General features: G+C 55.4%; 11 protein-coding genes. 7 read left to right on the top strand and 4 right to left on the bottom strand.

Translation table 11 applies throughout. The features are described 5' to 3' along the window. Positions 1 to 3 precede the first annotated feature (3 nt). The 3 genes from choV to CU100_RS21425 form a co-directional block, all read right to left on the bottom strand. Positions 4 to 1,047 carry a choline ABC transporter ATP-binding protein gene (gene choV, locus CU100_RS21435; protein ID WP_106718591.1) on the bottom strand — a complete coding sequence of 348 codons (1,044 nt, stop codon included), beginning with the start codon at positions 1,045 to 1,047 and terminating at the stop codon, positions 4 to 6. Further along, positions 1,044 to 1,886, bottom strand: coding sequence for a choline ABC transporter permease subunit (gene choW / locus CU100_RS21430; protein ID WP_106718707.1), 843 nt, complete (start codon positions 1,884 to 1,886; stop codon positions 1,044 to 1,046). The genes choV and choW overlap by 4 nt, the downstream gene beginning before the upstream one ends. An 80-nt stretch (positions 1,887 to 1,966) precedes the next feature. Next, a complete protein-coding gene (locus tag CU100_RS21425) occupies positions 1,967 to 2,908 on the bottom strand; it encodes a choline ABC transporter substrate-binding protein (protein ID WP_106718590.1) in 942 nt (313 codons plus the stop codon). A 189-nt stretch (positions 2,909 to 3,097) separates the two neighbouring features. Here CU100_RS21425 and CU100_RS21420 point away from each other — a divergent pair, with 189 nt between their 5' ends. From CU100_RS21420 to CU100_RS21395, 6 genes are all read left to right on the top strand, one after another. After that, positions 3,098 to 3,706, top strand: a complete 609-nt coding sequence (locus CU100_RS21420) for a thymidine kinase (protein WP_106718589.1) — start codon at positions 3,098 to 3,100, stop codon at positions 3,704 to 3,706. Between the two features lie 120 nt (positions 3,707 to 3,826). Continuing rightward, positions 3,827 to 4,915 (top strand): coiled-coil domain-containing protein, encoded by a 1,089-nt coding sequence (locus CU100_RS21415; RefSeq protein ID WP_106718706.1) that lies wholly within the window; start codon positions 3,827 to 3,829, stop codon positions 4,913 to 4,915. Positions 4,916 to 4,918: 3 nt separating this feature from the next. Further along, positions 4,919 to 6,070 (top strand): hypothetical protein, encoded by a 1,152-nt coding sequence (locus tag CU100_RS21410; protein ID WP_106718588.1) that lies wholly within the window; start codon positions 4,919 to 4,921, stop codon positions 6,068 to 6,070. Between the two features lie 39 nt (positions 6,071 to 6,109). Beyond that, positions 6,110 to 8,020 carry an AAA family ATPase gene (locus tag CU100_RS21405; protein ID WP_106718587.1) on the top strand — a complete coding sequence of 637 codons (1,911 nt, stop codon included), beginning with the start codon at positions 6,110 to 6,112 and terminating at the stop codon, positions 8,018 to 8,020. Then, complete coding sequence (locus CU100_RS21400) at positions 8,020 to 9,303, top strand: DUF6638 family protein (RefSeq protein WP_106718586.1); 1,284 nt, start codon at positions 8,020 to 8,022, stop codon at positions 9,301 to 9,303. Before CU100_RS21405 ends, CU100_RS21400 begins: the two co-directional genes overlap by 1 nt. A 180-nt stretch (positions 9,304 to 9,483) precedes the next feature. After that, positions 9,484 to 10,617 (top strand): DUF2333 family protein, encoded by a 1,134-nt coding sequence (locus CU100_RS21395; RefSeq protein WP_106718585.1) that lies wholly within the window; start codon positions 9,484 to 9,486, stop codon positions 10,615 to 10,617. Between the two features lie 19 nt (positions 10,618 to 10,636). Here CU100_RS21395 and CU100_RS21390 read toward each other — a convergent pair whose 3' ends face one another. After that, on the bottom strand, positions 10,637 to 11,098 hold the full coding sequence (locus CU100_RS21390; protein ID WP_106718584.1) for an Lrp/AsnC ligand binding domain-containing protein: 462 nt from the start codon (positions 11,096 to 11,098) through the stop codon (positions 10,637 to 10,639). Between the two features lie 109 nt (positions 11,099 to 11,207). On the opposite strand from CU100_RS21390, the gene putA reads away from it, so the two are divergent. Then, a complete protein-coding gene (gene putA / locus CU100_RS21385; protein ID WP_106718583.1) occupies positions 11,208 to 14,300 on the top strand; it encodes a bifunctional proline dehydrogenase/L-glutamate gamma-semialdehyde dehydrogenase PutA in 3,093 nt (1,030 codons plus the stop codon). Positions 14,301 to 14,332: the final 32 nt, after the last annotated feature.

Genomic DNA, 14,332 nt, shown 5'->3' with positions numbered 1-14,332 from the left:
CGTCTAGTGCTTCTGGTGCTTCAACAGTCCACGCACGATATCGTCGGCGGAAATCATCCCGAGTATCGCACCGTTTTCGACGACGCCCACATCGCCATTGTTTTTTGCGACGGCCTGCATGATCTCCCGCACCGGAGTTTGCGGGCGCGCGGTTGCGGCGAAGGGCCGGCCAGGGGGGCGCGTTCTGTCAAGCGGCACCATGATATCCGCAGCAGTGAGGACGCCAAGCGGATTCATGTTGGCGACGAAGTCGGCAACGTATTCGTCGGCCGGATTGAGCAGGATGTCTTGCGCAGTCCCGCACTGGATGATCCTGCCGCCTTCCATGATGGCGATGCGGTTGCCAATCTTCATGGCCTCGTCAAGATCGTGGCTGACGAAGACGATGGTCTTCTTCAGCCGCTCTTGCAGGCTTAGTAGTTCGTCCTGCAGCCGCGTCCGTATCAATGGATCGAGAGCCGAAAAGGGCTCATCCATCAGCAGAATGGGTGCACCGGTTGCGAAGGCGCGCGCAAGTCCAACACGTTGCTGCATGCCACCGGAAAGTTCGCCTACCTTGCGTTTGGCCCAGTCCTTCAGATTGACCAATTCGAGCTGTTGCTGCACAGCCTTCGCGCGCTCTTCCTTTGACACACCCGAGAGCTCCAGGCCAAACCCGACGTTCTCTTCGACGGTTCGCCAAGGCAGGAGGCCGAATTGCTGGAAGACCATCGATACAACATGCTTGCGCAGGTCTCGCAGGGTCGTCTTGTCGGCCTTGCCCACGTCGATGGAGCGTCCATTGCTATGGACGACGACAGCGCCACGCGAGATAGGGTTGAGACGATTGATAGCGCGTAGGAGAGTTGACTTCCCTGAACCGGAAAGGCCCATCAGAACAACTATCTCGCCTTCGGCGATGGTAAGGGTGCAGTTGTGAACGCCAAGTACGTGACCTGTTTCAGCCTGGATATCTGAGCGGCTTTTTCCTTGATCAGCAAGGAACAGTGAACCATCGGTCTTCTTGCCGAAGATAATGCAGACATTATCCAGTGTGATCGCGGTCATTCACCTGGCTCCTTGCCGGGACGGAATATACGGTCGAGTATGATGGCGACGACCACGATAACGAGGCCTGCTTCAAAGCCGAGAGCTGTGTTCACGGAGTTCAATGCCCGTACGACGGGAACACCGAGCCCGTCCGCTCCAACAAGCGCCGCTATGACCACCATGGAAAGCGACAGCATGATCGTTTGTGTGAGCCCGGCTAGGATTTGCGGCATGGCGTAGGGTAGTTCAATCTTCCACAGCAGCTGTCTGGACGACGCACCAAATGCCTCTCCTGCCTCGATCAGGTGGCGGGGGGTGGACGAAACGCCAAGATGGGTGAGGCGAATTGGTGCGGGTAGCACGAATATCGCCGTTGCGAGCAGTCCGGGGACCATTCCAATCCCGAAAAAGACGATGGCGGGTATGAGGTAGACGAAGGTAGGAAGTGTCTGCATGAGGTCCAGGACGGGACGGATCGCGGCATAGAACTTCGGACGATGCGCAGCGATGATGCCGATTGGAACGCCAATGCCCATGCACAGGATGCACGAGGAAAGAACGAGCGTCAGGGTTTCCATCGTCTCCTGCCAGTATCCCTGGTTAAGGACAAAGAGAAAGCCGAGAACAGTAAGGATCGTGACGGCGATGGAGCGCCGCAAAGCATAGGCGATGGCTGCGAAAATCACGATCATGATCAAGGGATGCGGATACTTCAACACGAACATGAGGCCGTCGATGAACGCTTGCATGACAGCCGCCAATCCATCGAAAAACCCGGCGAAGTTGGTGGTGAGCCAATCGACAAATGCCTTTGCCGTCCTGCCAACAGGAATCTTGTCTTGCGTTAACCACTCCAAGCGGACCATCCCCTCTGTACTATAAGTGGAAGACGTCCGGCCGATGGGCCGGACGGTACTTATCTTAATGTAACAAGGTGCTAAAGTCCCATCGACGACTTGACCGCCGGTAATCCTTCCTTGCCATCGAAAGTCGTGACGCCTGCGAGCCAGGTGTCAAGGATCGCCGGATTGGCCTTCAACCATTCGTTGGCTGCCTTAGCGGCATCCTCACCATCGTCGAGGATCTTCCCCATGATCTCATTTTCCATCTGGAGGTTGAACTTGAGATTGGTCAGGAATTTGCCGACATTGGGGCACTCGGTCGTATACCCGGCACGGACGTTGGTGTGAATGACAGCGCCGCCAAAATTGGGTCCGAACACATCATCACCGCCCGACAAATAGGCAATCTTGAAGTTCGAGTTCATCGGGTGCGGCTCCCATCCAAGAAAGACGATCGGCTTTTCGCTTTTCGTTTGCTTGGCTACCTGAGCCAGCATCCCTTGCTCGGACGATTCGGCCAGCTGGAAATCCTTTAGTCCGAACTGATCTTTCGAGATCATGTCGAGGATGAGACGATTGCCATCATTGCCTGGTTCGATGCCGTATATCTTGCCGCCGAGCTCGTCCTTGAACTTGGCGATGTCCTTGAAGTCCTTCAGCCCCTTGTCATGAAGATATTGCGGAACTGCAAGCGTGTACTTCGCGCCTGTCAGGTTGGGGCCGAGGTCGTCGACGGTCTTGTTATCGAGGTACGGCTTGATATCGGCAGACATCGTCGGCATCCAATTGCCGAGGAAAACATCTATGTCCTTCTTGCCGAGAGAGGCATAGGTCACCGGCACGGAAAGGACCTTTGTGTCAGTGGAATAACCCAGCGCCTTCAACACTTCGCTTGCCGTTGCCGTTGTAGCTGTGATGTCAGTCCAGCCAACATCTGCAAATCGGACAGTCTTGCACGACTCGGGTTCCGCAGCGAATGCTGTGCCTGCGCAAAGAACCAAAGCCAAGGAAATGGTAAGTTTGGATAGAGCTTTCATCATAGTTCTCCCCTTCCGGTTTTTACCGGTTTTTCAATGTCATGAACCAAGCACCAATCGAAAGCGCATTCAAGCATAGGCGCGCATAAATCGGGTCAAATAGCGACAGTTGTTGATATTCCACCAAAAGCAGCGGGAGACCGCATTGCGAGGGTTCATGCGATGGGCCAACTCTGATTAAAGCGTCTTATGGCAAAACTTTATTTCAGTTATTCGGCGATGAATGCCGGAAAGTCCACTCTGCTGCTGCAGGCTTCTCACAACTATCAGGAGCGTGGCATGCGCACGATGTTGTTTACAGCCGCGCATTATGCCGAAAACGGCGTCGGACGAATCACCTCGCGGCTCGGCGTCAGTGCGGAGGCGCAGCTTTACCGCGAAAACGACGATTTGCTCGCGCTGATCACCGAAGCGCAGCACAAGAATCGCCTGAGTTGTGTCTTCATCGACGAGGCACAGTTTCTGACAAGGGATCAGGTCTGGCAACTAGCGCGTGTTGTCGACCGGCTCGACGTGCCGGTGATGTGTTTTGGCCTGCGTACGGATTTTCAGGGGAAGCTGTTTCCTGGTTCCGCTGAACTTCTGGCGATCGCCGACACGCTGCGTGAAATCAGGACGATTTGTCATTGCGGCGCGAAGGCGACAATGGTGGTGCGTCACGGTTCGAAAGGGGAGGCCTTGCTCGAGGGCGATCAGGTTGCGATCGAAAAATCTGTCTACGTCTCGCTCTGCCGCAAGCACTGGGAAGAAGAGACCGGGCGCATTGATCCGCGTCAGCCCGGCGAACCTCAAACATAGAAATCTCTACCTGCGTTGGCGACATTGAACCTGTCACCTTTTCGGAGGCTTTTTTTCGCAATGGTACGTGTCTATATTCGACCGGCGCGGCAGATCATTTTTACAATCAAGGGAACCCACATGGCGAGTTTGCAGAACTTCGATTCCGAGATCGAGAAGACCAGGACGATGGTCGACGATATGCGGACGAAAATCGATCAGTCGACGGTTGTTCTCGACAAATTCGCCAAGGCCGACGAGAAGATCGGCGCGTCGGATTTCGATATAGAGAATGCCCGCATTGAGGATGTTTTGCGCCAGCAGAAAGTAATGGAGGGCAATATTGCAGAACTGATAATCGGGCTTGAGGACGCGACCAACGTGTTCGGTTCCGAATTCGAAAGCATGAAGGGTTATTCGGGTTGGGAAAAGTTTATCGGGGTTTTCTCTAAGCAAAGAATGCAACGCCTGCGTTCGGACCGCGTCCGCAATATGTCGCTTGCGGGCAACCTCCAGGAGCTTCTCTCGAAGTCGGATCGTATCGTCGGAATTTTGAAAGAGCAAAAGGCCGTACTGGATGAGCGCTACAAGACATCCGAGGCGAGCCTTGCCACCGTTATCGAACGCCGCAAGTCCACGATAGCAAACCTGGAAGCCACGCAAAAACGCATCGAGGAACTTAACCCCCTGTTGCTGGATATCGAGAACAGGATCGCGGCGTCGACAGATCAGAGCACGCGCACGGAGCTTGAAGGGCAACGGTCAAAGCTCGCAACAGAATATAACGAGCGGCAAGCCAAGGAACAGGAGCTTCTTGCGGAGAGCCAGACGCTGGAACGCTACACATCCATGTTCCAGACCTTCGTCGATTCACTTAACAACCAGATCGCGGCGCAGAGCACGCTGATAAACAAATTGTCGATCGACACTGAGCAACGCATTGTTCTTTACAAGGCGCTGGAAGATTCGTTGAAAACGGCAGCACAACAGGATGTGGCGCACAAGATCAACACGCTTGGAAGCAAGGTCGATACTGCGGCCGAAGAAACAATGGCAGGTGTTGGAGCAGCTGCTCAGAAACACATTGGCGATCTGCTCGAGATGCACGAGAGAAACATGGTCAGTTCACAGGACATCCAGCGCCGCAAGAAGCTGGCAGATGATGCTTTCTCGCGCAGGTTCTCGGAAGTACTGAAAAAGCATAACTCGGCCGACTACGTGAAGAGCTAATCCATGCCAGGCAATGCAGATCAGACGGCGGCGGAGCGTTATTTCAGCTCCATAAGTGCTGCATTGGACGGTCTCGGCGACTTTTTGGCCAACCAGGACTCGCCGCTCTACAAGCATGATCTGGTCGCGCAGACCGTTTCCGAATATTTGCAGCGCCTGAATGCGTCGTTCGAATGCTGGCGTAACAGGCTTGGTTTTGCCGAGCGCTTTCGCATATCGAAGGCAGAAAGCGGTTTTCCCATCTTCCAGAATGTTCTGGAACTGGAGAACGACAAGAAGGATGCGTCCACCCGGCTTGCGGCCATTCCGCCAGCAAACGCACTTCGCGGCGAAATGGCAGATTTTATTCTACGCAATCGCGAGTTCCCCCGCGCTTTGCAGAAATCGATGGCGGAACGGATCTATCTGGAAACTGTCGACAAGGGCGAGGTCTTCTCGCCTTTCCTGCTGCCGACGACTATTCGCGTTTCGGTTAATCCCAAGACGGGGCGACCCTTCTACGTGGTGCACTGGGGCGCATTCGATGGAGCTTCCAACCTGCCATTGATCTATATGGCCGTCATCGAGGATTCATCGGAATCCATGGTTGAGGCGCTGGTGGTCGAAGGCGCCAAGCTTAACAACAAGGTCAAAATCCCATTGCCAGTTGGCGGTCTTCTGAACCCGGACCTCGCACGCAGGTTCGACGACTTCGCCGCGAAAAATTCTGCGTACTCACTGTCTCCCGTCACTATCGCCACTGCACTCGACCAGGATTTTCCGGAGCTGCATCCCAAACAGCTACGCCGGATCGTTCTCGGACCATTCTATACGGCTGGTATTACGGAGCATAATCAGAAAGTTGCGGATGTCCTGGAGAGGGTACGCAAGCCCGAGGATGCTTGGCTTCTGACCTGGACGTTGCAGGAGGTTTTCTCAACGGCCGAACGGCCCGGCAAGCGGGGGTTATGGTCGTCGGAGCCGGCGCGCGAGGAGTTTCACATCAACACCGATGACCTCGAAGCCGCAAGACAGGGCGTCAGTCACTATGAGCAGCATGCCCTCGTACCGCATGAGGCCTATCAGGCTCTTTACGCCTCGGGTGATGCCGCAAAGATTTTCACGGGATTTAACACCCATATCCTGTCCAATGGACAGGTCATCAGCGGCATTTGAGAAACAGATACGGCCGAAACGGCCGGAAAGGGCTCTAGTATGGATGTCGGTCTGACCACGCTCGATGAAAAGGACATTGCCAAGCATCTAGCCGTCGCACAGGCAATGGTGACGAGATTCGTCTCGCTGGATAGTGGCGATGCCAAGCCGGGGGCGGAGATCGCAGGAACAGGCAGGCGTTTTGTCTCAACTGTCTCAACGGGGGGGCTGCGAAAGACGCGCGAGGTAGAGCTTGCCAAGACCATCGGCGCGGTGCGTCCCGACGACCAGATGATGTCCATTGCCCAACACACATTGCTTTACCGGGCGCGTCGTGGCGCGGCAGTTGCGCTGGCAGTCGCCGATCTCTTCGGCCGCCAGAGCGATCTTGAAGCTCTGATGCGCCGCAATGCCTCGGCGCCGTTGCAGGGCGAGGAGGCAAGTCATTTCAAACGGCTTCTTTCTGCCGCGTCATACATAGCCGCTTTTTCCCTCGCCGCTTACCTTGCCCAGATGATCGAGGCAGATTCTGAGCCTGCCAATGATGTCAGAGAGCCGGATTATGTATTCGATACTGCGCAGGACGCCTTGAAGTCGGTGATTGCAGGTCTTGATCGCGCAATTTCGGGCGCAGCCGATGAACAAGTGATGCTGTCGCGTGCCAAAGCATTTTCCGCACTTGCAATCGAAGGGCTTTTGCAGCGCAAGGGGCGGTTCGACGGGCTCGGAAGTTTCGAAGACACCCATCTGCGGCTCGACAGTGACGACTTTACGCTGGATGGGTTCGATGTGGCGCCCTCCAAGAAGCGCACACCGCTGGTGATGACCTTCAAGAAGCCGAATGAGGTCGTTGGCAACCATATTGCCAAATATCAGGCGCTCAAGCTCTCGAAAATGCTGATGGCCTACGATTTCGACCGGCAGCTCAATCCATTCGTCGAATTAGGTGGTTTCCTGTTCACGTTTATCGGCGATGGCGCCCCCGGTACTGGCAAAACGACACTGATCCAGATGATTGCAGGCCTGGTCAACGACTATTGTCAAATTGCCGGCTACGCCTTCCATTACGAGAATTTCGGGGTGGACCAGATATCATCCTATCAGGGCAAATCCGGACAGAACTGCAAGCAGTTCGTAACCAATGTGCTCAATCCGCGCGTGATCGGGTTTGGCACGATCGACGACATCGATCAGGTGGCGGCAAAGCGCTCGGACGACCGCGCCTCCTCGGGCCAGCACGAGATTACGGGTGTGCTGATGGAAGCCTTTTCCGGCGCATCGACAGTCGTGCGAGGCAATTGCTCGTTCGGGATGTTTTCCAACTACCCCGAGAATGTCGACGATGCCTTGAGGCAACGCGCCGGTGCGCGCTGGCTGGTCGATGGTCCGCAAACTCGCGATGATTACATTGATATTTTCGCGCTGCTTGCCGGCAAGAACCACAAGATACCGCTCGGGGACCACAAGCTTTTCGAAGCGCAGCAGATCGAAAGAGCGGTGGAGACGGCGTATGGCGAATTGTCGAAGCCGCAGGAAGATGGACTCAGGGCTGTCTACGACCGCTTCATTGCCGAAAACGGGGAGCCGAAGACGCTGTCCGATATTGGTACTTACCTGCATATGATCAAGGAGCGTGAGCCGCGCTTCACCGGCCGCGCCATCAAGAACGTCACCGACGCCATCAAGATGCGAGCAATGGATGTAGAACTGCCGGATGAATGGTTCGAAAAGCCGGAAACCTTCATGCACAAGAGCTACGATGACAAGAAAGCGATGATCGAGCAACTTCGAAAGCCCTTTACGATGGAGATGGTGCTGCAGGAGACGAACAGGTATGCAGATTCGGAATTCCGCTACGCTGACAAGTCCGACGATGCGGCCGTGGATAAGATGGTGCGGGACGCCAGATTGCGCGAACGGGCGGTGCGGGAGGTCGAAATGCTCAAAGCCAAGGGTCAGTGGGACGTCTGATGGAGCTTCTTTACGAAAGCGAGCTGATCTATGGGCGCTTGCTGGCGATCGACCAGCCGCATCTGATCGAGCGCTATAACCGCGCGCTGAAGTCCTTTGGCTTTCCCGCGACCGAACTGCAGAAGTTCAACATCGACAGGACAGGGTTCTCGCCGGAAATCGCTAGGGAACTGAAAGACCCATCCTATCTCGACCCGAACGGGGTCAACCGCAGGTTTATCATTCTGACGCCCGCGCAGGCGGATTTGCCGGTCGTGCACACGCAATTTTCCAATACTTCGCAGCTGATGTACGAGTTTTTTGCCAGCAATTCCCGTGCCATAAATGCGCTGACGATCAAGGACGTGATTTACGGCGAGATTGAAGACTCCGTCTCGGTCGTCAACGACATCGAGGACCTGCTATCGATCAATCAGGTTGAGTTCCGGGTGCTTTCCGCGCAGAACGTCATGGGGCAGGCGGCGGAATTGCGGTTGCTGGTCGATCGACTTCAGGACGAGCCTGACGCCTGGCGCAACGACGAACTCATCAACCGCATGGTGGAACTCGCCAAGGTGACGGGGGATATCCGGGCGAATTCTCTAGTGCCGGATAAGGTCATATTCCGGCACAACGCATTTTGGACAAGCCATTTCGGCGGCCTCTTCGTCTTCGTCGATGATAACACGACGACAGTTATAGGTGATCCCGCTGCGCCGGGCTTCCGTCGGTCGCGCCCGTGGCAGGTGAACTATATCTCCATCAAGGATGCCGACCAGGTTTTTCAGTTTCTGAGCACAACAGGGCGCATCGAACTGCCGCGCGCCTCCTGGATCGAGCAATCCGGCTATCTGGAAAACCGCGGCGAGATGATCATTCGCCATCTGATCCAGTCGCTGGAGCCCAATCGCGATCTGACCAACATCGATCGCATCTGGCTGCAAACATGGATTCACGCCAATGCCAGCCTCATCAATCATGACGGCACATGGCCGTTTCTCAATGCGGTAAAACGCGAGATTGGCCAGACCGGGCAGCTCAACATGGCGGAGATCGATCCGAAACGCCGGTTTCTTGTGATACGCGCCTTGCCACGCCACCCGGACGCCTGGCTCGTCAATCATTTGATCAGCGACTTCGTGCCATGGGATTTCCTCTCACGCTATGTCTTCAACAAGCCGGGATTCTACGCGGATTATCAGGGCTGGAGCCCTCCCTATCAGGCCCACGTCGTCGATACTCTGAAGACGGTTTATTTGAAGGACAAAGAAGGGCTGCGGAAGCGGTTATATGGGCTGGCTTGAATGTAACGGCGTTAAGGCTCGTACCGTTGATACGTCCGTTGTGGTGCATTAATCGGGGGTCTATGGAACGACCAAATCTCTATATCGCAGGAACACGTTGTCGATTTCCCAAAAACAACCTATTTGACGAGGAGAGGCTGAGAAGCCTGCCCAAGGACTTGAACAGTAACGAGGAACAGGATGCTCGAGCCCGTGATCAATTTTTTCAGCAGGATTTTCTACTATGTCGGGCGCGGTATCGGCTTTGTTATCGGTATTATTCTGTGGCCCTTCATGTGGGCGGGAAGCTGGTATGTCCAACGCAGCCTTATTCTGAAGGCAGTTCTCGGCCTCGCATTGCTCGTGTGGCTCGGTCTGTACGGCTACTTCTTTTACACGACGCAGGTCTGGAAGAACTTCAACCCCGATTACATCACGTCGTACAATTTCAAGAACCTGACTGTTCCGGTGGGTGAGCCGGTTCCATCGCCAACACAAGCGGTCGATACAGGTGGAGCAAAGACTTGTGCACGCTCAGCTATCGTGCAGGTTACGGCCGACCTGACAGATTTCAACGTCAACCAGAATGCCTGGATTTCCTCCATGCTTCTGTACAAACTTGGGTTCTTCGGTGTCGATTGGGATAATACGCCTTTCCTTGACAACAAGGCATCCTTCCAGCGCGGCATCAACTCCGCAGTGCGCCGCACAGCTGTCGAACTGGTCGATACGCTTGGACGCGTCCGCGGTACGTCGCAGATCGATGCCGACCTGCAGAAAGCGCGCGGAAATCTCCAGTTTACCGAAGACGCGTGGTATTTCGGGGTAAACCCCTTTGGGCCCAAGACTCCTACGCCGAGTTACTACCGTTCGGCGGTGAGGGATTTGCGGACATTCAACACGAAACTTGAGTCTTGCAACGCCATTTTCGACGCACGAGCAGACAATCTCATTCAGTTCATCGACCGAATCGCCAACGATATCGGCGCAACATCTGCCATATTGAAGGACCGCTCGGAGAACAACAATTATGGCTGGTTCGATACGCGCGCCGACGATCGTTTCTGGTTCGCCTATGGGCAGCTATACGCGTACTACGGATTGATGAACGCGGCACAGGTGGATTTCAAGCAGGTATTGGATGAAAAGCACTTGATCCCGCTGTGGGATGCCATGGACGGCCAGCTTCGCTCGGCGCTGAACATCAAGCCGTGGATCATCGCCAATGGTAGCGAGGGCGGTTGGCTCTTGCCGAACCACTTGACGACAATGGGGTTTTATATTCTGCGCGTTCGTTCAAACCTCATCGATATCAAGCAGGTGCTGCAGCAGTAGTAAAGGAGAACCTGCCGGTCTAAACCGGCAGGCTCGACGTTTCCTTGACCTCTTCCATCACCGCATATGTGTGACTTTCCCTTACACCCGGTAGGGAAAGCAACATGTCGGAGAGAAAGCGCCGGTAATGTTCCATGTCGGCAACGCGTGCCTTTATCAGATAATCGAAGCCGCCAGCGACCATATGGCACTCCATGACGTCCGGGTTGCGGCGCGTGGCGGCGGCAAAGGTTGCGAAGACGTCCGGGGTTGTGCGGTCAAGCTTGATCTCTACGAACACAAGCATTGCGCGATCAAGCTTTTTAGGCGACAATTTTGCGGTGTATCCGAGGATATAACCATCGCGGGTCAGTCGCTTGACGCGTTCCGTGGTAGCGGTTTGTGACAGGCTGATACGCTCGGACAACTCAGTGTTTGTAAGGCGTCCATCCTTCTGCAGCTCGCGCAATATTCTGCGGTCGAGGCTGTCCAAATTCTTCATCGCTAAAATATTCCCTATATTTAGTTTTTTGCGCCAGTGAAACCGAATTCATTGGCGAGAATAACTACATGGATTAGATTATATGGAAAAATCAATAAGGGGAAGCCTGATGACCGTCCAGTTGCCATCTACCGGAAATTTTTCTGCGCCATATGCAGTCGACGACCAAAAGCTCGTGGCTTCGTTGCTCAAGTCGATTACATTGCCGGAGGAGGTCAATCGCCGCATCGATGCGCGGGCCAGTAAATACATTACGACGATTCGCAAAGAAGCGAGCGGCATTGGCGGTGTCGAGGATTTCCTGCGTGAGTACGGACTTTCGACCCGCGAGGGTCTGGCACTGATGGTGCTTGCTGAAGCTTTGCTTCGTGTGCCAGATGCGGCCACGCAGGACAAGCTCATCGAGGACAAGCTCAAGCAAGGTCACTGGTCGGAACATGAGCCGAGCGGCGATACGTGGTTCGTATCCGCATCTGCCTGGGCTCTGGGACTTTCGGCCAAAGTTATCAAGCCCGGTGAGACCCCAGAGGGCGTGCTTTCCTCGCTCGTCAAGCGGATCGGCCTGCCGACTGTGCGTACCGCCACCAAACAAGCCATGCGTTACCTGGGGCACCATTTTGTTCTGGGTGAAACGATCAAGGATGCGTTGAAACGCGCTGGTTCAAACGAAGCCAAAGGCTATCGCCATTCCTTCGACATGCTGGGCGAGGGCGCTCGGACGCGTAAAGACGCACGGGGTTATTTCAAGTCTTATTCCGATGCCATCGATGCGATTGGCCGCGCGACGGGAAACAAGAAGCTCCCGGATCGCATGGGGATTTCGGTCAAGCTTTCGGCACTGCACCCGCGTTACGTGGCCACGCATCACGACCAGGTCATGGCAGAGTTGGTGCCCGACCTATTGGCCCTCGCGCAAAAAGCGAAAGCTTACGACCTCAATTTCACTGTCGATGCGGAGGAGGCGGACCGTCTCGAACTTTCACTTGATGTCATCGACAGGGTCTTTGCCGATCCATCGCTTGATGGGTGGGACGGCTTCGGGCTTGCAATTCAAGCCTATCAGAAGCGGGCACTCGACGTCATCGAGCACATCGATCGGCTTGCCGCAAGGCACAACCGCACTATGATGGTTCGCCTCGTCAAGGGCGCGTATTGGGACACGGAGGTAAAGCGGGCGCAGGAACGTGGGCTCGACGATTATCCAGTCTTTACACGCAAGGCAGCCACGGACGCATCTTATCTTGCATGTGCAAAGCGCATGTTGGATGCGCGGCCGCGTATCTTCCCGCAATTTGCCACCCACAATGCCTTGACCGTGGCCATGATTCTGGAAATGGCAGGCGCCGACAAGAGCGGCTTCGAGTTCCAGCGGCTGCACGGCATGGGCGAAAGCCTCTACAAGCAGATCACAGAAAAAAACGACAAAATTGCCTGCCGAATTTATGCGCCTGTTGGCGGCTATCGAGACCTGCTTGCCTATCTGGTGCGCCGTCTCCTGGAAAACGGAGCGAATTCCTCGTTTGTTTCGGTTGTAGGCGACAATGATGTGCCGATCGCCGATTTGTTGGTGAGGCCGGCGGAAAAGCTCAATGATGGCCGGGGGTATCGACATCCGAATATTCCGTTGCCGGCCAAACTCTATGGCAAGCGCCCGAATTCTACTGGGATAGAACTGGGCGATCGCAAAGCCTTGACAGACCTTCTAAAGGGAATTGCCAAGGCGCGGACGGCAGTAACTGCGGTTCCGCTAGCTGCCAGAGTCAAAGTATCTGGCAAAGCGCAAGACGTGATTTCGCCGGCCGATGGTTCAGTTGTTGGGTCGGTTGTCTTCGCTACCGCCGATGAAGCTGCAAAAGCCGTTGATGTTGCTCGCGAAGGCTTCGCATCTTGGTCACGCGTGCCAGTGGAAACAAGGGCAAAAACGCTGGAGAAGGCTGCGGAACTTCTGGAAGATAACCGGCACTACCTCCTTGACCTTCTGTCGCGCGAGGCCGGCAAGACGATCGATGACGGCATCGCCGAAATTCGCGAAGCGGTGGACTTCTGTCGCTATTATGCCGCCGAAGCGCGCAGACAATTTGCCGTCGACAAGGTAATGCCAGGGCCGACCGGCGAGGACAACAAACTGCGCCACCGCGGTCGCGGCGCCTTCGTTTGCATAAGTCCCTGGAATTTCCCTTTGGCAATCTTCCTCGGGCAGGTGACGGCAGCACTGGCGGCTGGCAATACTGTCCTCGCAAAGCCGGCCGAACAGACCCCGCTTATCGCCTTCGAGGCAGTAAAAATTCTCCATGAAGCAGGTGTGCCGAAGGATGCTGCAATTTACCTGCCGGGCGACGGATCTGTTGGCGCGGCATTGACGGCTCATCCGGGGATCGCAGGGGTCGCATTCACAGGTTCGACCGACACCGCATGGGCGATCAACCGGAGCCTTGCTGCCAAGAAGGGCCCCATCGTGCCGTTGATTGCTGAGACCGGTGGACTCAATGCGATGATCGTGGACGCGACAGCGCTATCAGAACAGGTTGCCGACGATGTCGTCATGTCTGCATTCCGCTCAGCGGGACAACGCTGCTCAGCACTTCGTATCCTCTATCTGCAGGAAGATATCGCAGACAATATGCTTGAAATGATCGAAGGTGCAGCGAGGGAACTCACGCTGGGCGATCCTTCATCGCCATCGACTGACGTGGGTCCGATCATCGATGAGGCACAGCGCGAAATGCTGACAAATCATATCGCGACGATGCGGAAGACGCAGAAAGTGCGTTTTGCCGGTGAGGCTCCCGAGAGTGGCCTGTTCTTTGCGCCCCATATCGTTGAGCTTGATCGGCCGGAGGCGTTGGAACGTGAGGTGTTTGGCCCTGTGCTGCATGTCGTACGGTGGAAGGCGAGAGACCTTGACAAGGTGCTCGACCAGATTGCCTCGACGGGATACGGATTGACGTTCGGCCTACACACCCGCATCGAAGCGACGGTGACCAAGGTTATCGACCGGCTTGATATCGGCAACGTCTATGTCAACCGCAATACGATCGGTGCGGTCGTAGGTACGCAACCCTTCGGCGGTTCCGGCCTTTCCGGCACTGGTCCAAAGGCTGGCGGACCGGCCTATCTTGCGCGCTTTGCGCTCGAACAGGTCGTTTCGGTGAACACCGCTGCGGCAGGCGGCAATGCCAGCCTCATTGCCATGGGTGAGTAAGCGTTTTTCAAAGTTGCAACTGGGGATAGTCC

Origin of the sequence: Phyllobacterium endophyticum, from assembly GCF_003010935.1 — a bacterium.
GTDB classification, from domain to species: Bacteria; Pseudomonadota; Alphaproteobacteria; order Rhizobiales; family Rhizobiaceae; genus Phyllobacterium; species Phyllobacterium endophyticum.
The sequence above is the reverse complement of the archived record's forward strand: the minus strand, read 5'-3'. Positions and strand labels throughout refer to the sequence as shown.

Excerpts from the sequence above, each read along its gene's own strand:
- CU100_RS21390 (WP_106718584.1), bottom strand. The coding sequence starts at position 11,098 with ATGAAGAATTTGGACAGCCTCGACCGCAGAATATTGCGCGAGCTGCAG.
- choV (WP_106718591.1), bottom strand. The coding sequence starts at position 1,047 with ATGACCGCGATCACACTGGATAATGTCTGCATTATCTTCGGCAAGAAG.
- CU100_RS21400 (WP_106718586.1), top strand. The coding sequence starts at position 8,020 with ATGGAGCTTCTTTACGAAAGCGAGCTGATCTATGGGCGCTTGCTGGCG.
- putA (WP_106718583.1), top strand. The coding sequence starts at position 11,208 with ATGACCGTCCAGTTGCCATCTACCGGAAATTTTTCTGCGCCATATGCA.
- CU100_RS21395 (WP_106718585.1), top strand. The coding sequence starts at position 9,484 with ATGCTCGAGCCCGTGATCAATTTTTTCAGCAGGATTTTCTACTATGTC.
- CU100_RS21405 (WP_106718587.1), top strand. The coding sequence starts at position 6,110 with ATGGATGTCGGTCTGACCACGCTCGATGAAAAGGACATTGCCAAGCAT.
- CU100_RS21425 (WP_106718590.1), bottom strand. The coding sequence starts at position 2,908 with ATGAAAGCTCTATCCAAACTTACCATTTCCTTGGCTTTGGTTCTTTGC.
- CU100_RS21415 (WP_106718706.1), top strand. The coding sequence starts at position 3,827 with ATGGCGAGTTTGCAGAACTTCGATTCCGAGATCGAGAAGACCAGGACG.
- CU100_RS21420 (WP_106718589.1), top strand. The coding sequence starts at position 3,098 with ATGGCAAAACTTTATTTCAGTTATTCGGCGATGAATGCCGGAAAGTCC.
- CU100_RS21410 (WP_106718588.1), top strand. The coding sequence starts at position 4,919 with ATGCCAGGCAATGCAGATCAGACGGCGGCGGAGCGTTATTTCAGCTCC.